The organism is Thiothrix lacustris DSM 21227, from assembly GCF_000621325.1.
Lineage (GTDB): Bacteria > Pseudomonadota > Gammaproteobacteria > Thiotrichales > Thiotrichaceae > Thiothrix > Thiothrix lacustris.
Genome location: NZ_JHYQ01000003.1, coordinates 100,040 through 117,512, shown reverse-complemented (window position 1 = coordinate 117,512; position 17,473 = coordinate 100,040). Strand labels below are relative to the sequence as shown.

The 17,473-nt window shown below is 50.8% G+C and carries 18 protein-coding genes and 2 tRNA genes; 9 read left to right on the top strand and 11 right to left on the bottom strand.

Annotated features, from left to right (window positions below; all coding sequences use genetic code 11):
- Nucleotides 1-139: 139 nt before the first annotated feature.
- Complete coding sequence (locus tag Q394_RS0103230) at nucleotides 140-532, top strand: hypothetical protein (protein WP_028488013.1); 393 nt, start codon at nucleotides 140-142, stop codon at nucleotides 530-532.
- 66 nt (nucleotides 533-598) lie between these two features.
- Entirely contained in the window at nucleotides 599-1,801 is a 1,203-nt protein-coding gene (gene xseA, locus Q394_RS0103225) for an exodeoxyribonuclease VII large subunit (protein ID WP_028488012.1), read from the top strand.
- On the opposite strand, the gene Q394_RS21260 is transcribed toward xseA, so the two are convergent.
- From Q394_RS21260 to Q394_RS0103170, 11 genes are all read right to left on the bottom strand, one after another.
- Nucleotides 1,794-2,795 (bottom strand): hypothetical protein, encoded by a 1,002-nt coding sequence (locus tag Q394_RS21260; protein ID WP_156946722.1) that lies wholly within the window; start codon nucleotides 2,793-2,795, stop codon nucleotides 1,794-1,796. The genes xseA and Q394_RS21260 overlap by 8 nt on opposite strands.
- Before the next feature lie 30 nt (nucleotides 2,796-2,825).
- Nucleotides 2,826-2,902, bottom strand: a tRNA-Pro gene (locus Q394_RS0103215).
- A 50-nt stretch (nucleotides 2,903-2,952) separates the two neighbouring features.
- Nucleotides 2,953-3,333, bottom strand: a complete 381-nt coding sequence (locus Q394_RS0103210) for a MerR family transcriptional regulator (RefSeq protein ID WP_028488011.1) — start codon at nucleotides 3,331-3,333, stop codon at nucleotides 2,953-2,955.
- Nucleotides 3,311-3,619 (bottom strand): integration host factor subunit alpha, encoded by a 309-nt coding sequence (locus tag Q394_RS0103205; RefSeq protein WP_028488010.1) that lies wholly within the window; start codon nucleotides 3,617-3,619, stop codon nucleotides 3,311-3,313. The genes Q394_RS0103210 and Q394_RS0103205 overlap by 23 nt, the downstream gene beginning before the upstream one ends.
- Before the next feature lie 15 nt (nucleotides 3,620-3,634).
- Nucleotides 3,635-6,022, bottom strand: coding sequence for a phenylalanine--tRNA ligase subunit beta (gene pheT, locus Q394_RS0103200; protein ID WP_028488009.1), 2,388 nt, complete (start codon nucleotides 6,020-6,022; stop codon nucleotides 3,635-3,637).
- Between the two features lie 13 nt (nucleotides 6,023-6,035).
- The gene (pheS, locus tag Q394_RS0103195; RefSeq protein ID WP_028488008.1) at nucleotides 6,036-7,055 is read right to left on the bottom strand and encodes a phenylalanine--tRNA ligase subunit alpha; all 1,020 of its coding nucleotides are present in this window, start codon (nucleotides 7,053-7,055) and stop codon (nucleotides 6,036-6,038) included.
- A gap of 116 nt (nucleotides 7,056-7,171) precedes the next feature.
- Nucleotides 7,172-7,531: a 50S ribosomal protein L20 gene (gene rplT / locus Q394_RS0103190; protein ID WP_028488007.1), complete on the bottom strand. Its 360-nt coding sequence runs from the start codon at nucleotides 7,529-7,531 to the stop codon at nucleotides 7,172-7,174.
- 17 nt (nucleotides 7,532-7,548) lie between these two features.
- On the bottom strand, nucleotides 7,549-7,749 hold the full coding sequence (gene rpmI, locus Q394_RS0103185) for a 50S ribosomal protein L35 (RefSeq protein WP_028488006.1): 201 nt from the start codon (nucleotides 7,747-7,749) through the stop codon (nucleotides 7,549-7,551).
- A gap of 85 nt (nucleotides 7,750-7,834) precedes the next feature.
- On the bottom strand, nucleotides 7,835-8,401 hold the full coding sequence (gene infC / locus Q394_RS0103180) for a translation initiation factor IF-3 (RefSeq protein WP_245606722.1): 567 nt from the start codon (nucleotides 8,399-8,401) through the stop codon (nucleotides 7,835-7,837).
- Nucleotides 8,367-10,295 carry a threonine--tRNA ligase gene (gene thrS, locus Q394_RS0103175; protein ID WP_028488004.1) on the bottom strand — a complete coding sequence of 643 codons (1,929 nt, stop codon included), beginning with the start codon at nucleotides 10,293-10,295 and terminating at the stop codon, nucleotides 8,367-8,369. Before thrS ends, infC begins: the two co-directional genes overlap by 35 nt.
- A gap of 50 nt (nucleotides 10,296-10,345) precedes the next feature.
- Nucleotides 10,346-10,422, bottom strand: a tRNA-Val gene (locus Q394_RS0103170).
- A 411-nt stretch (nucleotides 10,423-10,833) separates the two neighbouring features.
- On the opposite strand from Q394_RS0103170, the gene Q394_RS0103165 reads away from it, so the two are divergent.
- From Q394_RS0103165 to Q394_RS0103135, 7 genes are read left to right on the top strand one after another with little or no spacing between them, the layout of a single operon-like run.
- Nucleotides 10,834-12,000: a nucleotide sugar dehydrogenase gene (locus Q394_RS0103165; RefSeq protein ID WP_028488003.1), complete on the top strand. Its 1,167-nt coding sequence runs from the start codon at nucleotides 10,834-10,836 to the stop codon at nucleotides 11,998-12,000.
- A gap of 44 nt (nucleotides 12,001-12,044) precedes the next feature.
- On the top strand, nucleotides 12,045-13,322 hold the full coding sequence (gene tviB, locus Q394_RS0103160; protein ID WP_028488002.1) for a Vi polysaccharide biosynthesis UDP-N-acetylglucosamine C-6 dehydrogenase TviB: 1,278 nt from the start codon (nucleotides 12,045-12,047) through the stop codon (nucleotides 13,320-13,322).
- Between the two features lie 57 nt (nucleotides 13,323-13,379).
- Nucleotides 13,380-14,408 carry an NAD-dependent epimerase/dehydratase family protein gene (locus Q394_RS0103155; protein WP_028488001.1) on the top strand — a complete coding sequence of 343 codons (1,029 nt, stop codon included), beginning with the start codon at nucleotides 13,380-13,382 and terminating at the stop codon, nucleotides 14,406-14,408.
- A 24-nt stretch (nucleotides 14,409-14,432) separates the two neighbouring features.
- Nucleotides 14,433-15,482: a Gfo/Idh/MocA family protein gene (locus tag Q394_RS0103150; RefSeq protein ID WP_028488000.1), complete on the top strand. Its 1,050-nt coding sequence runs from the start codon at nucleotides 14,433-14,435 to the stop codon at nucleotides 15,480-15,482.
- On the top strand, nucleotides 15,448-16,554 hold the full coding sequence (locus tag Q394_RS0103145) for a glycerol-3-phosphate dehydrogenase/oxidase (protein ID WP_211248779.1): 1,107 nt from the start codon (nucleotides 15,448-15,450) through the stop codon (nucleotides 16,552-16,554). The genes Q394_RS0103150 and Q394_RS0103145 overlap by 35 nt, the downstream gene beginning before the upstream one ends.
- A gap of 20 nt (nucleotides 16,555-16,574) precedes the next feature.
- Nucleotides 16,575-17,156 (top strand): acyltransferase, encoded by a 582-nt coding sequence (locus Q394_RS0103140; protein ID WP_028487998.1) that lies wholly within the window; start codon nucleotides 16,575-16,577, stop codon nucleotides 17,154-17,156.
- A gap of 4 nt (nucleotides 17,157-17,160) precedes the next feature.
- Entirely contained in the window at nucleotides 17,161-17,472 is a 312-nt protein-coding gene (locus Q394_RS0103135; RefSeq protein WP_028487997.1) for a hypothetical protein, read from the top strand.
- Nucleotide 17,473 lies beyond the last annotated feature (1 nt).

The following is a 17,473-nucleotide window of genomic DNA, read 5'->3' as shown; positions in this document are numbered from 1 at the left end:
ATGTCCATCTGTGAGAAAGAAGCACCTCATTATAGAGTTTGACCTTGAGTCGGTAAACTGCTATCAATACCCCTCAGAGTAATTCAAGCAATTTGATTTATCTCATTGACGTAATCTAGGAGAGGAGGAACCTATTTTGATGAACTTAAAAACACTGTTTGCTGTTACAGCACTGTCCCTAATGACTGCTACTGCTATCGCTGCTGATGACAAAAAAGCCGATAAAGCACCAAAAGAAGATAAAGTTGAACTGAAAGCCAAAGTCGATGCTGATGTAAAAGCAGCCATTGAGGCCGCTCAAGCTGCGAATGATGCTGCCAAAAAAGCGGGCTTTGAGTGGTTCTGGAAAGACCAGCCAGCTTCCACACATCTGGAAGATGCCATCAAGGCAGCGAATGATGGCAAAAATGAAGATGCCATGAAAATCGCTAAAGCCGTTGAAACCGCAGGCAAGCAAGGTCTGGAGCAAGCTGAAAAAGCCAAAACAGCTGGCCCTGTCGCCGCACCGGAAGCACCAGCCGCAAAAAGCTAAGCACTTTTCACAAGACCCTTTCAAAAAAGCCGGGCAATGTCTCGGCTTTTTTTATACAGTGATGTCATGCAAACAGAACGTATCACCCTCAGCATTTCCCAACTCAACGCCGAAGTTGGCCAGTTGCTCTCGCAAGGCTTCCCTGCCTTGTGGGTGGAAGGCGAAATCTCCAACTTTATCCGTGCCTCGTCTGGTCATTTATACTTCAGCCTAAAAGATGCCAGCGCCCAAGTGCGTTGCGCCATGTTCAAGGGACGCGCCTCAACCTTAAAGCTTGCCCCCAAAAATGGCCTGAAAGTATTGGTACGCGGCAAGGTCGGCCTTTACGAACCCCGTGGCGAATACCAGTTCATCATCGAGCACATGGAAGATACCGGGGTGGGCGTATTACAACGCCAGTTCGAGGAACTTAAACGCCAATTACACGCGCAAGGTCTATTTTCCAGCGAACACAAACAGCCGCTGCCTGCCTTCCCGCGCTGTATTGGGGTTATTACCTCACCTACTGGTGCGGCGATCCGCGACATTCTCAATGTACTGAAACGCCGTTGCCCACAAATTCCGGTGATGATTTACCCGGTGCTAGTACAAGGCGAAGGCTCCAAGGAACAGATTGTTAACGCCATCCGCCAGGCTGACCGCGAGCAACGTTGTGATGTACTGATTTTGACGCGCGGCGGCGGTTCGATCGAAGACCTGTGGTCGTTTAATGAGGAAGTGGTTGCACACGCCATCCACGCTTGTTCTTTGCCGATCATCAGCGGGGTCGGGCATGAAATCGACTTCACCATTGCCGATTTCGTCGCCGATCTTCGCGCCCCTACCCCGTCAGCGGCAGCGGAATTGGTCAGCCCCGATATGGCGGCGCTGCAAACCCATACCCAACGGCTATTTTCCCAGTTACAGCGTAACCAGCAACGCCGTTTACAACTCGCGGGCGAACACCTGCGCCGCTTACGGCAGCGCCTTGAAAACCAGCGCCCTACCAATCGCTTACAACAAAAAGCGCAACGGCTGGATGAACTGGAGATGCGTTTGCAAGCGGCTATCCAACGTTACTTTGGGCGGCGACATGACAAGCTGCAAATTCAGGCGGGAAAGCTTCATGCACTCAGCCCACTTGCGGTGCTGGAGCGTGGTTACGGCATTACCCGCATGGCAGAGTCTGGGCAAGTGGTACGCAATACCAACACCCTGCGGCTGGGCGAAACGGTTATCACCCAAATCAAGGATGGCCGTTTCGAGAGCATTGTCACCAGCGTCAGATAAGCTGATCCCAATTCGCAGCACGGGTTTGCCAGAATTTCCAGGCAGGTGATGCTTGGCAATGCAGCAAACGCCCGTCGCAAGCACTGATGCTGATGTCGAACTTACTCGATTTCATGCCCGCCAGTGCTGGGGCAAACCAGTACGCTTCCAGCTCGGCGTGGGCTTGCTCCCAATGGTGCAGATCATCAGTAACGCTGGGAATGTGTAAGTCTTCGAGGATGATCGCATAGTTGCCTGCGTCAACCTGACAGTCAGCGAACGTGGTGACGGGGTGATACGGGGTGTTAGTGGCTGAAGCCATGACTTCGGCGGTTGTGCTTGAGCCGAGAAATCCCCCCCAGCTTCCCTTTTGCAAAGAGGGAAGTGAAGAACTGGATGCCCCCCACAGCCATAGGGCGTTGACGGCGGGGATTTCACTGGTGTGCAGCAGCATCTGGATTTCATTCAGCAAGCGATGCCAGTAGCGTTTGTCGCCTTGGGGTAATAGCGCAAAGATACTTTGTCCGAGGGCTTGCGAGAGCGGCACAGTGCGCAAGGGTGTTGTGCCCTGCACCCTGTCACCTAGCAAATACCAGCGTTGCGGGTGTTTTGCCACCAGTTGCAGACCATCTTCTGCGAGATGGCTGTTCAGCAAGGTCAGTAAGGTTGCCATTTCCTGCTCAGTGAGGTGCGGCAAGCTAGGCTGCATGACTACGCTGTCCTGCCCACTTTTTAACAATACCGGGTCAGCACACAGCAAGGCTTGCGGTGGTGGCACGCCAAAGTCCAGCAGGTAGCGGTAATAGGCAAAGGGAAGTTCGGTATCAGCGGGATGCCCGGCTTGGTGGAACAAGGTATTTTCTAGCCCTTGCACAGGCAAGGTCTCGACAGTGGCACCAGCACACAAACGCAACAGGTTTTCAGCGACAGGCTGAAAGGCAAAATCTTTACGCCAAAGTGCGAGCGGCTGAAATAAACCGGGTAGGAAGAAATGAATGTGGGACTTGTTTGGCAAAATCAATAACATTGATTTGAAAAGAATAGTTGGTCGGGACGATAGGATTCGAACCTACGACCCCCACACCCCCAGTGTGGTGCGCTACCAGGCTGCGCTACGCCCCGACCGAAGGGAAGAGAGCATACATTAATCGTCTGGTAAGCTCAAGCTTAAATCAACATTTAAGGATATACAAAATACGTTCCAGCTCTTCTACCAAAGGTGCAACGTCGTGTCCGTTGACCACAATAGGCTCCAATGGCAATACTGCTGCTGGTGGTGTATGCACCTCGTCCAGCAATTTCTGACGCGCACCACTGATGGTATAACCCTGCTCATACAGCAAGGCGCGAATCTGACGAATCAGCAACACATCTTCACGCTGATAATAACGGCGGTTACCCCGCCGTTTCATCGGCTTGAGGGAAGGAAACTCCTGTTCCCAATAGCGCAATACGTGCGTTTTCACCCCGCACAAGTCGCTAACCTCACCAATGGTGAAGTAACGCTTGCTCGGAATGGGTGGCAGTTGGCTATTGGGCGTTGTTGCTTCCATATTCCTCTACCCGTTGTTTGAGCTTCTGCCCCGGACGGAAAGTAACCACACGCCGTGCTGTTACCGGAATTTCCTCACCCGTTTTCGGGTTACGTCCCGGACGCTGCGTTTTGTCACGCAGCATAAAATTACCAAACCCGGATAATTTTACATTTTTACCTGTTTCCAAGGCATCACGGACTTCTTCGAAAAACATCTCGACCAAATCTTTGGCTTCACGTTTATTCAAGCCTAATTCTTCAAACAGATGTTCAACCATGTCTGCTTTGGTTAATGTTGTTGTCATGCATTTTCTCCCTGTTTATCGCAATACAGCACCGACTTCTTCCTGAAGCGAGGTAACCACTGCGTTGACGATCCGATTGATTTCTGCGTCTTCAAGCGTGCGTGAAAAATCTTGCAAAATCAAGCTCAAAGCCACGCTTTTCTGACCTTCTTGTATGCCTTTACCCGTATAGACATCGAATAAATAATAAGACATTAGCTGTGGAATTGCTGCTTTTTTCACAGCATTTTCCAAAGCAACCGCCAACGTATCTTCCCTGACCAGCAAAGCCAGATCACGACGAATTGCCGGGAATTTGGAAACCGCCTGATACTTTGGCAGCGTCCGCTGCATCAACAGCGCCATATCCAGTTCAAACAGGTAAGTCGGTTGTTCCAGACCAAGCTGTTCCTCAATCTGAGGGTGTAACATACCCATCCAGCCAACCACCGCATTATCCGTCATGATTTCCGCTGACTGACCGGGGTGCAATGCCGCATGGGCAACCGGGGCAAAATGGAAGCGCGTGCCGCTCACTTGTGCCAGCAAGGTTTCCACATCCCCTTTCAAGTCGTAAAAATCGACGGATCGGTTCACCTGTCCCCACTGTTCCGGGTAAAGATTTCCGGTCAATACCCCAGAAAGCATGGTTTTTTGCTGCGGCTTGCCATCTTCGCCTTGGAAAAACGCTGGGCCGATCTCAAACAAACGCACCCGGTTTTGCTGGCGGTTCAGGTTATAAGCCACCGAACGCAATAAACCTGACCACAAGGTACTACGCATGACGCCCAAATCGGCTGAAATTGGGTTAGCCAACGCAATACTCTCGGTCGTTGGCGCCAGCGTCGCTTCCATTTTGGGGTCAACGAAACTGAAGGTCACTGCTTCCTGATAACCACGCGCCACCAATAACTGCCGCAAATGTTCACGCTTGACAGCCGTTTCGCTCGGTTGGGTAATACGCGGCGCACGCGGACGCAATTCCGCCGGGATCGCATCGTAGCCACGTACCCGCGCCAGCTCTTCGATCAAATCTTCTTCGATATTCAGATCGAAACGTGCCAAAGGTGCTTGTACCTGCCAACCGGCTTCGCTCTGGCTGAATTCGCAGTTCAGACGCGTCAGCACGCCTTCGACTGTCGCTGCATCCATCGTCACACCGAGTACGCGGCGGATGCGCTCAGGGCGCAGCAAAATGGCTTTGCGGTGCAGCAAGCTGGGGTCGGCAAGGGTATCCACCACGGTTCCCACTTCCCCACCACAGATATCCACGATCAGTTGGGTAGCACGTTCCATCGCCTTGACCGGCATATCCGGGTCAACCCCACGCTCGAAACGGGCGGCAGAATCGGTTTGCAGGCCATAGCTTCGCGCCTTGCCCATGATTTTGTGCGGGCGGAAATGAGCACTTTCCAGAAACACATTGCGGGTAGCATCCGTCACCGAAGTCGGCTCGCCACCCATAATGCCTGCCATTGCTACGGCTTTTTCAGCATCGGCAATCACCAGCGTGTCGTCACGCAAGGTGACCGTTTGTCCATCGAGCATTTTCAGGGTTTCGCCAGCCTTGGCGTAGCGCACCACAATGCCGGATTGCAGCGTATCGAGGTCGAAAGCGTGCATCGGCTGACCGAGTTCCAGCAACACGTAGTTGGTCACATCCACCGTCGCGGAAATGCTGCGGATACCCGCGCGGCGCAGCTTTTCCTGCATCCAGATCGGCGTGGTAGCTTGCGGGTTGATATTGCGGATAATGCGCCCGACGTAACGTGGGCAAGCATCTGTCGCCTGCAAATCAACCGGGAAGGTATCGGTATGTTGGGTCGCCTGTGCGGGGATTTCCGGCACGTTCAACGGCACATCCATCACCAACGCGGTTTCACGCGCCACGCCAATCATGCTCATGCAATCGCCACGATTGGCGGTGATGGCCAACTCGATGACTTCATCGTTGAGCTTGAGGTAATCGCGGATATCTGCACCGACAGGCGCATCTTCCGGCAATTCCAGCAAGCCATCGGACTTGTCAGACATACCCAGTTCGGTGGAAGAACACAACATGCCGAAGGATTCTATCCCACGCAGCTTGCCCTTTTTGATCTTCAGATCCGCACCGTCGGGTAATGGCAGCACTGCGCCGATTAATGCCAACGGCACTTTCAGGCCAGCCCGTACATTGCTAGCACCACAAACGATTTGCAGGATTTCGCCCTGCCCGCCATCCACTTTGCACACGCTCAGTTTGTCGGCGTCGGGGTGTTTTTCACGCTCCAGCACATGGCCAACCACGATGCTGGTAAAAGCGGTCGCTACCGGGTCGCGGGATTCCACTTCACAGCCAGACATGGTGAGTTTGTCGGCAATGGCATCCAGCGTCTGCGGCGTATTAATCCACTCACGCAGCCATTTTTCACTGACTTTCATAAGGTTACTCCGTTTAGCCGAATTGCTTTAAGAAACGCACGTCGTTATCAAACATCACGCGTAAATCATTGATCTCATAGCGCAGCATCGCCAGACGTTCGACACCGAAACCGAAGGCGAAGCCTGTGTATTTTTCGCTGTCGATGCCGACGTTTTTCAGCACATTGGGGTGAACCATGCCGCAGCCCATGACTTCCAACCAACCTGTGCCTTTGCACACCCGGCAACCTGCGCCACCGCAATGCACGCACTGGATGTCAGTTTCCGCCGAAGGTTCGGTGAACGGGAAGAAAGTCGCCCGGAAACGGGTCGGCAATTCATCCACTTCAAAGAATGCTTTGAAGAAGGCTTCGAGAATGCCCTTCAAGTCAGCAAAGGTCACATCTTCATCGACCATCAAGCCTTCCACCTGATGGAACATGGGGCTGTGGGTCATATCCGAGTCACAACGGTAAACTCGACCCGGCGAGATAATACGCAGCGGTGGCGGGTTGTTTTCCATGTAACGGACTTGCACGGATGAGGTATGCGTGCGTAACAGCAAACCACTATCCATGTAAAAAGTGTCGTGCATCGCACGCGCCGGATGCGACTCCGGGATATTCAAGGCGGTAAAATTGTGAAAATCGTCTTCAATTTCCGGGCCTTCTGCCTGACTGAAACCCAATTGTGCGAAAATCTCGCTAATGCGTTGAATAGTCAGGGTAACGGGATGAAGGCTGCCGGTATCCATGCGTCGCCCCGGCAAAGTCACGTCGACTTTTTCGGCTTGCAAACGGGCATTCAAGGCTTCAGCTTGCAGACTTTGCTTGCGGTCATCCAGTGCCAGCGTCAGGGCTTGTTTGGCCGTGTTGATCTCGGCACCCGCTGCTTTGCGCTCTTCATGCGGTAACTTACCCAGTTGCTTGAGTTGCTCGGTCAACAAACCTGTCTTGCCTAGATACTGCACACGCACCTGATCCAACGCGGCGAGGCTGACGGCTTGCGAAATCTGCTCATGGGCTTGGCCCATCAGTTCCAGCAAACTTTGCACGACGATTTCCTTTATTTGTGGGGTTATCGGTAAAAAGCAAAAGGCGGGGAAAGGTAAAAAACCTTCCCCGCCTTGCTCACCCGCTTACGGGTATTTTCAGCGCATCTTAATGCAGCTTAAGCAGTCAGGGCAGCTTTTGCCTTTTCTGCAACTGCACCAAACGCAGCGATGTCATGGACGGCCAAATCAGCCAAAACCTTACGGTCAAGACTAATGTTAGCTTTCTTCAGACCATTCATCATGCGGCTGTAAGACAGACCGAACAGACGAGCACCGGCATTGATACGCACGATCCACAGAGCGCGGAATTGGCGTTTCTTTTGACGGCGGTCACGGAATGCGTATTGGCCAGCCTTGATGACTGCCTGATGTGCAACCCGATAGACCCGGCTGCGGGCACCGTAGTAGCCTTTTGCCAGCTTGAGGATTTTCTTGTGACGGGCATGTGCCGTTACACCACGTTTAACTCTTGCCATGTTTCAAATCCTCCTGATTATGCGTAGGGCAACATTTTTTGCACATTAGCGTGATCCGCAGCCACAACAAAGTTGTCGCCTGAACGCAAATGACGCTTACGCTTGGTGGATTTCTTGGTCAAGATATGACGCAGGTGTGACTGCTTGCGTTTAAACAAGCCACTGCCGCTCTTCTTGAAACGTTTGGCCGCAGCACGGCTACTTTTCATCTTAGGCATCTTGGTCTCCTTTTCATAAGGTAGATAAAACATCCTGCAAGAGTGCCTTGCCTTAACAGGATGGTGTTCCGGTGTTGTATTAAAACTAAACCACCGGTTTCTTTTTCGCGCCGAGCATCATGACCATTTGACGGCCTTCGAGACGTGGGAACTGTTCGACAACCGCCAGTTCTTCCAGCTCTTTCTCAACGCGCTTGAGGACATCCATCCCCAGCTCTTTGTGGGCCATTTCACGACCTTTGAAGCGCAGGGTGACTTTAACTTTATCGCCCTCTTCCAGAAACTCTTTGAGCTTACGCAGTTTGATCTGGTAATCGCCTTCATCCGTCGCCGGACGCATCTTGATTTCCTTGACCTGCACTTGTTTCTGGTTCTTACGGGCTATTGCGGCTTTTTTGCTTTCATCGAAACGGAATTTGCCGTAATCCATAATGCGGCAAACCGGCGGCTTCGCATTGGGTACGATTTCCACCAGATCGAGTTCAGCTTCAAAAGCCATTTCCATTGCATCACGCAAGGAAACGACACCGTGATTTTCACCTTCCGCATCAATCAGACGAATCTTAGGTACATTGATGTCGTCATTAATACGATGTTCTTTTTCGAGAGCGATAAGTTTAATCCTCAGATAGTAATAAGCGCCGCGATGCAATTTCGGCCGTCAGACGTTGTTGAACTTCCACCAATGGGAAGGTTCCCAAGTCTTTACCGGAACGTGTGCGCATAGCTACAGATTGTGTTTCCACTTCGCGATCCCCGACTACCAACAGGTACGGGACACGCTGCATAGTATGTTCACGGATTTTAAAGCCAATTTTTTCATTTCTCAAGTCTGCTACGGCGCGGATACCCGCTTGCTGTAGCTGCTTGACTGTATCTTGCACGAAATCAGCCTGTTTGTCAGTGATATTCATCACGACAGCTTGCACTGGTGATAACCACAGCGGGAATTTGCCTTCGTAATGCTCAATGAGGATGCCAGTAAAGCGTTCCAGTGAACCAAACAAAGCGCGATGCAACATAACAGGACGTTTACGGGTATTGTCTTCAGCCACGTAGGTCAGGTCAAAACGCTCAGGCAAACTCATGTCAACCTGCAAAGTACCACACTGCCAGTCACGCCCGATGGCATCACGCAATACGAATTCCAGCTTGGGGCCGTAAAACGCGCCTTCGCCCGGAAACAGTGTGTATGGCAAGGCCATGCTTTCCAGCGCATCACCGAGGGCGTGTTCGAGAATATCCCAACTTTCATCCGAACCGATGCGGTTCTCTGGACGAGTAGACAGTTTGATGTGGATATTTTCAAAGCCAAATTCTTTGTAAATGTCGAGCACCAGCGCCACTACGTCTTTGCACTCTTGCGCCATCTGGCCTTCGGTGCAGAAAATATGGGCATCATCCTGGGTGAAATGGCGCACACGCATCAGGCCGTGCAACGCACCGGAGGGTTCGTAACGGTGTACCTTGCCAAATTCAGCCATACGCAGCGGCAGATCGCGGTAGCTTTTCAGCCCTTGTGAAAACATCAACATGCCACCGGGGCAGTTCATCGGTTTCAGGGCGAAAACGCGCTCGTCTTCGGTGGTCGTGGTGAACATATTGTCACGGTAATTGAACCAGTGACCGGAGGTTTCCCACAGGCTGCGATCCATCACGTCCGGGGTATTTACTTCAACGTAACCAGCACGTTGCTGACGTTGGCGCATGTAACCAATCAGTTCCTGGAATACTGTCCAGCCTTTTGGATGCCAGAATACTGCACCGGGCGCTTGTTCGTCGAAATGGAACATATCCAATTGACGACCCAGTTTGCGGTGGTCGCGCTTTTCAGCCTCTTCCAACATGGTCAGATAAGCTTGTAGCTCTTTCTTGTTAGGCCATGCGGTGCCGTAAATGCGTTGCAGCATTTCATTTTTGGAGTTGCCGCGCCAGTAAGCGCCCGCAACTTTCATCACTTTGACAGAAGGAATTTTGCCGGTGCTAGGGACGTGTGGCCCACGGCACAAGTCGATGAAATCGCCTTGGCGGTAGAGTGACAGCGTTTGGTCGGCGGGAATGCTTTCGATGATTTCCGCTTTGTATTTTTCACCCATGTTCAGGAAGAAGCTGATGGCTTCGTCGCGTGACAGGGTGCTGCGCTCGACCGGGATGTCTTGTTTGATCAGATTTTGCATCCGCGCATCAATCGCCACTAAATCTTCAGGCGCGAAGGGGCGTGAGGAGGCAAAATCGTAGTAGAAACCGTTTTCGATCGTCGGACCGATGGTGACTTGCACATCCGGGAACAGTTGTTTCACGGCTTGTGCCATCAGATGCGCAGCGGAATGTCGGATAACATCCAAGCCTTCGGCATCTTTCGCGGTAATAATACTGAGGGAAGCATCTTGAGCGATTATGTGGCTGGCATCAACCAATTCGCCGTCAACTTTGCCTGCAAGCGTAGCTTTAGCAAGACCTGCGCCGATGTCGGCAGCAACTGCTAGTACAGATAAAGGGGATTCGTAGGAACGTTGACTTCCGTCAGGGAGGGTAATGACTGGCATATTGTGCTCCAGTGGTGACCTATACGAGGGATCACATGGTTATATAAAAGTGGTAGGCGTAATTGGACTCGAACCAACGACCCCCACCATGTCAAGGTGGTGCTCTAACCAACTGAGCTATACGCCTGTCGCTGAAGGAGGCAGATTATAGAGAATCCGAACGAGATAGCAAGCACTTTTTACTACTATTGTCATGTTTTGTGCACAGGCGTGTACCTCATGATCAATTTGCTTAAAAAATTTACATGACATCATTCATCAATAAGACTTTTCGTGATAGGCTAGACTCATGACTATTGAAATCAACTTACATTAAACAAACAAAATGTGAGCGTCGTCACAGTCACAAGCTGAATAACAATGTAACATCCATTCGTCTGCTAATAGTAGACAAGCATTCAACGTTGAGCACCAAACATTAAGGTAGTGGCTCAACACGGGCTGACACTACAAATGATACATCACTGACCATACCGGGCATGACAAGGTAGGGCGGTAGCGTACCTGGCACCGAAAATTCCATTAGAACTAATAACTTATGAAAATCGCAATCGCAGGAACGGGCTATGTTGGCCTTTCAAACGCTATGTTGTTAGCGCAACACCATGAAGTGGTGGCGTTAGACATCGTGCCGGAGAAAATCGCACAACTGAATGCCGGGCAGTCACCCATCGCGGACACCGAGATCGAGGCTTTCCTGCAACGTCAGGATTTGCAGTTCCGCACTACGCTGGATAAGGAAGATGCCTACCGGGGTGCAACATTTGTGATTATTGCCACGCCGACCGATTACGACACGCAAACCAATACCTTCAACACCCGTTCGGTGGAAGCGGTGGTACGTGATGTGATGGCAGTTAACCCAGATGCAGTGATGGTGATCAAGTCGACTGTGCCAGTGGGGTATACAGCACGGTTGCGGCAAGAGACTGGCAGTGACAATATTTTGTTCTCACCAGAGTTTTTGCGCGAAGGCAAGGCGTTGTATGACAACCTGCACCCCTCACGGATTGTGGTGGGGGAACGTTCCCAGCGAGCGGCAACTATTGCCGAGCTGTTGCAGCAAGGGGCGATCAAGCAGGACATCCCTACCCTGTTTACCGATTCGACTGAGGCGGAGGCGATCAAGCTGTTTGCCAATACTTATCTGGCGATGCGGGTGGCGTATTTTAATGAGCTGGATACGTATGCGGCGACGCATCGGCTGGATACGCGGCAGATTATTGATGGAGTGTGCCTCGACCCACGCATTGGCAACCATTACAACAATCCGTCGTTTGGCTATGGCGGTTATTGCCTGCCAAAGGATACCAAGCAACTGCTGGCGAACTACAGCGAAGTGCCGCAGAACTTGATCAATGCGATTGTGGCAGCGAACCGCACCCGTAAGGATTTCATTGCGGATGACATTATTCGGCGTAATCCACGGGTGGTGGGTATCTACCGGCTGATCATGAAGGCGGGGTCGGATAACTTCAGGGCATCGTCGATTCAGGGCATTATGAAGCGCATCAAGGCCAAGGGAATTGATGTGGTGATATATGAGCCGGTGTTGGAGGAAGAGACGTTTTTCCGTTCGGCGGTGATCCGCAATGTGGAAGCGTTTAAGCAGATGAGTGATGTGATTGTGGCGAACCGGATGGTGGATGAGCTGGGCGATGTGGTAGGCAAGGTTTATACACGAGACTTGTTTGGGAATGATTGAACTCCCATTTTAGTTTTCCAATGATTTCATTAGGGCAAAGAATTATGAAACAAATTGAACAATCTACCTTAGCTATTATCGGGCTGGGGTATGTAGGACTGCCTCTAGCAGTTGAGTTTGGCAAACAGCTTCCTACAATCGGTTTTGATATTAATAAGACACGCATAGAAGAACTCAAAGATGGTAATGACCATACTTTGGAAACCACCCAAGAAGAGTTACGTGACGCAAAACATCTGCAATACACAGACCATTTAGAAGACTTACGCGATGCCAATGTTTTCATCGTCACAGTCCCCACCCCGATTGATGATCACAAACGCCCCGATCTTACCCCCCTGATTAAAGCCAGTGAAAGTATTGGCAAGATAATCAAACGTGGTGATGTCGTAATATACGAATCCACCGTATACCCCGGTGCAACAGAAGAAGATTGCATCCCAGTGATTGAGCGGGTTTCAGGGCTAACATTCAATGTGGATTTCTTTGCTGGCTATTCGCCAGAGCGGATTAACCCCGGTGATAAAGAGCATCGCTTGCCTACCATTAAGAAAGTGACTTCTGGCTCTACCCCTGAAATTGCTGATTTTGTGGATGCACTCTATCAACGCATTATCACCGCAGGCACACATAAAGCCACCAGCATCAAAGTTGCAGAAGCTGCCAAAGTCATTGAAAACACTCAGCGCGATTTAAATATTGCCTTGATCAATGAGTTAGCGGTGATTTTTAACCGCATGGGTATTGATACGGAATCCGTGTTGTTAGCGGCGGGTACAAAATGGAACTTCTTGCCCTTCCGCCCCGGTTTGGTGGGTGGGCATTGCATTGGGGTTGACCCGTATTACTTGACCCATAAAGCGCAATCCTTGGGTTATCACCCAGAAGTGATTCTGGCAGGGCGGCGTATCAACGACGGCATGGGTGCTTATGTGGTATCGCAACTGATCAAGGCGATGTTGAAAAAACGTATTCAGGTGGAAGGCGCGAAAGTACTGGTGATGGGCTTGACCTTTAAAGAAAATTGCCCGGATTTACGTAATACCCGTGTGGTCGATATGCTGAAAGAGCTGTGTGAATACGGCATTGCAGCCGATGTGTATGACCCGTGGGTGTCGGTGGAAGAGGCACAACATGAATACCAGATCACGCCAGTACTTGAGCCGCAACAAGGAGCTTATAATGCGATTATCTTAGCTGTTGGGCATCAGCAGTTTAAGGCAATGGGCATTGAAGGCATTCGTGGTTTAGGGAAAAACGTGCATGTGCTGTATGACTTGAAATATGTGTTCCCTGCCGATGCTTCGGATTTGAGATTGTAAAGAAACCCCTCACCCTAACCCTCTCCATCAAGGGGCGAGGGAACAAGAGATATTCTGATGACTGCTTACGAAACTTTACTTGCCACTCTACCCTCACAGCCTAAGACTTGGTTGGTTACGGGTGTTGCGGGGTTTATTGGCTCTAACTTGCTGGAAACTTTGCTGAAGCTTAATCAGCGGGTGGTGGGCTTAGATAACTTTGCGACTGGGCATCAGCATAATCTGGATGAAGTGCAAAGCCTTGTCAATAGAGAGCAATGGGCAAACTTCCGGTTTATACGCGGGGATATTCGGCAACTGAGTGATTGCCAAGCGGCGTGTGAGGGTGTCGACTATGTATTGCACCAAGCGGCGTTAGGTAGTGTGCCACGTTCATTGGAAGACCCGATCACCACGAATGGCACTAATATTGATGGCTTTTTGAATATGTTGGTGGCGGCGCGGGATGCACAGGTGAAACGCTTTGTGTATGCGGCTTCTAGCTCTACGTATGGGGATCACCCTGCTCTGCCTAAAATTGAGGAAAACATTGGTAAACCATTGTCGCCGTATGCCGTCACTAAATATGTGAATGAGCTGTATGCGGATGTGTTTGCGCGGACGTATGGGTTTAATACGATTGGGTTGCGGTATTTCAATATCTTTGGTAAACGCCAGGATCCGGATGGGGCGTATGCGGCGGTGATTCCCAAGTGGATTGCTAGCATGATCAAGAATGAGCCGGTCTATATTAACGGTGATGGTGAGACCAGCCGTGATTTTTGTTATATCGACAATGCGGTACAAGCTAATTTGCTGGCGGCGACTGCGGAAAATACTGATGCAACAAATCAGGTGTATAACGTGGCAGTGGGTGATCGCACCACGCTGAATGAATTGTTCTGGCATTTGCATGAGAATTTATTGCCACGCTTTGCACATTTGCAAGGATTTGAGCCTAATTATCGGGATTTTCGGGCAGGTGATGTACGGCACTCTTTAGCTGACATGAGTAAAGCACAGCAATTACTGGGCTATCAAGCAACCCACCGCATAGGCGAAGGTTTAGTCACAACAATGCCTTGGTATATCCAGCAAGCGGTTTAATCCCAAAACAATAAGGATAATAAAATGTTCCCTACTATCACTGACCGTAAACTGCGCATTGCCATTGTTGGCTGTGGACGCATAGCTAAAAATCATTTTGGTTCTATCGAAAAACATGCTGATAACCTTGAATTAGTCGCAGTATGTGACACCAATCCAGCGAATTCAACACCATATGCCAGTCAATACGACGTACCCGCCTACAATGACATGGCGGACATGTTGGTCAAACACAAACCTGATTTGGTAGCACTCTGCACCCCAAGTGGCATTCATGCCGATCAAGCAGCACTAGCGGCTAAACACGGTGTCCACGTCATCACTGAAAAGCCGATGGCAACCCGTTGGTCTGACGGTGTTCGCATGGTGAAAGCCTGTGATGAAGCCGGGGTACGCTTGTTTGTTGTCAAGCAAAACCGCCGCAATACCACTTTGCAATTGCTAAAACGGGCAGTTGAAGAGAAGCGTTTCGGTAAAATCCACATGGTTCACCTCAACGTATTCTGGACACGTCCACAAGCCTATTATGATCAAGCCAAATGGCGCGGCACTTGGGAATTTGATGGTGGCGCATTCATGAACCAAGCCAGCCATTACGTCGATTTGCTGGATTGGCTGATTGGGCCGGTCGATAAAGTGCAGGCGATGATGAGCACCACCCGTGACATTGAAGTGGAAGATACGGGTGTATTGAATGTGCGCTGGCGCAACGGTGCATTAGGCTCGATGAGTGTCACCATGCTTACCTACCCACAAAATCTGGAAGGCTCAATCACCATATTGGGTGAAAAAGGCACGGTGCGCATCGGCGGGGTTGCCGTTAATGACATTCAACTGTGGCAGTTTGACGAACCCCGTGATTATGATGCACAAACCCAGAGCGCGAACTATGAAACCACCTCGGTGTATGGCTTTGGGCATCCGCTATACTACAAGAATGTGGTGGATGTGATGCGCGGCGTGGCTGAACCAGAAACTGACGGGCGGGAAGGCTTGAAGTCGCTGGAAATGCTGATCGCGGCTTATCTGTCTGCCCGTGATGGCAAGACGGTTTCTCTACCCTTGGAATACTGATCGGCACGTGCGTATCGGCATTGTTGGTGGCGGCATTAATGGCTTGTGTTGTGCATGGGTATTAGCACAAGCAGGAAATGAAGTTGACTTGTATGAGCGCAACACCCTCGCCAGCCAAACCAGTCGTGCCTCATCCAAACTATTACACGGTGGTTTGCGTTACCTTGAGCAATACGAGTTCCGCTTAGTACGTGAAGCTCTCAAGGAGCGCGATGCATGGCTGCAACGTGTTCCTGAATTGACCAGCCCATTGCGCTTAGTGCTACCGATTTATCAAGGTTCACAACGTCAGCGGTGGTTAGTCAGTGCAGGTTTGTTTATGTATGACCATCTCGCTGGTAAAAGCATTCTTCCACCTGCTCAGTGGTTAACGGCAGAAACCTTGTTGCAGCGCGACCCGCAATTAAAGGCAGAGGGTTTGTTGGGTGGTTATGAGTTTTCTGACGGGCAAATGGACGATCACCGCCTTGCACTATGGGTAGCTGATCAAGCGCGGCTGGCAGGGGCAAACTTGCACGAACAGTCAGAAGTGAGTGCTATTGATACGCAAGGTCATGTTCATATTGCGGGTAGCAGTTATCTTCATGACAGGGTAATCAATGTTGGCGGCCCTTGGGCAGTGACGTTACTGGAGCAAAGTGGTATCCCCTCCCCTTATCGGCTTGATACCGTGCGCGGTAGCCATTTAGTATTAGAGCGGGAATGCCCACAGGCTTATTTGCTGGAAGTTCCTGATGAACGTCGTATCTTTTTCGTCTTGCCTTGGCAGGGCAAAACGTTGGTCGGTACAACGGAAGTGCGTCAACAAGCACACGAGCCGATAGAATGCTCAGTTGCTGAACGGGATTATTTGCTGGCGGCTTATAACCATTACACCACTGCTCCACTCAGTGCCGCGAACATAAACAGTACGTTTGCGGGGATGCGCCCCTTGTTGTATTCAGCCGCAGACCCGCGCAAAGCCACCCGCGAATATGCACTGGATCGCCAAGGGCAATTAATCAATGTATTCGGGGGCAAGTGGACAACTTCCCTAGCCCTCGCTCGTAAAGTGCAGCAACAACTGCTGTGACAATAACATTAAAGGATAGTATGACTGACATCTTCATCCACCCCACTGCCATTGTTGATGATGGCGCACAGATTGGCGCAGGTAGCCGTGTGTGGCACTGGGCGCACGTTTGCAGTGGCGCACGCATTGGCAATGGGGTTTCGCTGGGGCAAAACGTCTTTGTCGGCAACAAGGTCGTGATCGGCAATCAATGCAAAGTACAGAACAACGTCTCGGTGTATGACAACGTAACGCTGGAAGATGGCGTGTTTTGCGGCCCTAGCATGGTGTTTACTAATGTCTATAACCCAAGGGCATTAGTGGAACGTAAGGATGAATACCGCAATACCGTAGTGAAGCGCGGTGCTACCTTGGGCGCGAATTGCACCATCGTTTGTGGTGTCAGCGTCGGTGAATATGCCTTTATTGGGGCGGGTACTGTGGTCAACAAAGATGTGCCTGCTTACGCGCTCATGGTCGGTGTACCTGCCAAACAGATTGGGTGGATGAGTGAATACGGTGAAAAGCTGGATTTGCCACTGACAGGTGACGGGATGGCAACTTGCCCGCATACTGGCAAAGCCTATATGCTGAAAGCTGGTCAGGTCACAACGGAAGGATAATGCCATGCAAGTTGAAGCTATTTACCATCAGGGCAGGTTAGAGTTCATTTTACCTGTCAAATTAAGATCAGGGCGTATCCCGCTTGTGGTACAAGTTCCTGATGAAGCAGTCATCAAGGATACACCTTACCAGCCGCAACCTACCTACCAGCTACCACCTGAAGTGTTAGCACTCGCGCTGGTGATGGAGGAAAAACTGGATCAGATACGTAATGCTCCTCTTCCTAATGATGCGGATTTGCCGTCGCTCACCGCAAAGCAATTAGAACGCATTGAGGCTTTTTCACTACGTGATGAGATCAGGAGCTGGAACTAAG